The organism is Burkholderia cepacia, assembly GCF_001039005.1.
Lineage (GTDB): Bacteria > Pseudomonadota > Gammaproteobacteria > Burkholderiales > Burkholderiaceae > Burkholderia > Burkholderia theae.
In genome coordinates this window covers 1-345 of sequence record NZ_LDWR01000162.1, presented here as the reverse complement: position 1 = coordinate 345, position 345 = coordinate 1, and the positions used below count along the sequence as shown (strand labels likewise).

Genomic DNA, 345 nt, shown 5'->3' with positions numbered 1-345 from the left:
CGAGGAGATCGAGCTGTTGGCCGACGACAAGCCGGTCGACGTCGAGGTCGACAGCGACGACACCGAGCTATCGGTCGAGCTCAGGCCGGTCGACAGCGAGCTGATGCCCGTCGAGGTCGACGTGGACAGCGAGGAGATCGAGCTGTTGGCCGACGACAAGCCGGTCGACGTCGAGGTCGACAGCGACGACACCGTGCTATCGGTCGAGCTCAGGCCGGTCGACAGCGAGCTGATGCCCGTCGAGGTCGACGTGGACAGCGAGGAGATCGAGCTATTGGCCGACGACAGGCCGGTCGAGGTCGAGGTCGACAGCGACGTGATCGAGCTGTTCGCGGACGACAAGCC

Annotated in this window: 1 protein-coding gene; it reads left to right on the top strand. The window is 65.5% G+C overall.

Going from position 1 to position 345, the window contains the following annotated elements; genetic code table 11:
* Window positions 1–16: 16 nt before the first annotated feature.
* A partial coding sequence (locus VL15_RS42995; protein WP_230684637.1) for a hypothetical protein occupies window positions 17–345 on the top strand: 329 nt, incomplete at its 3' end.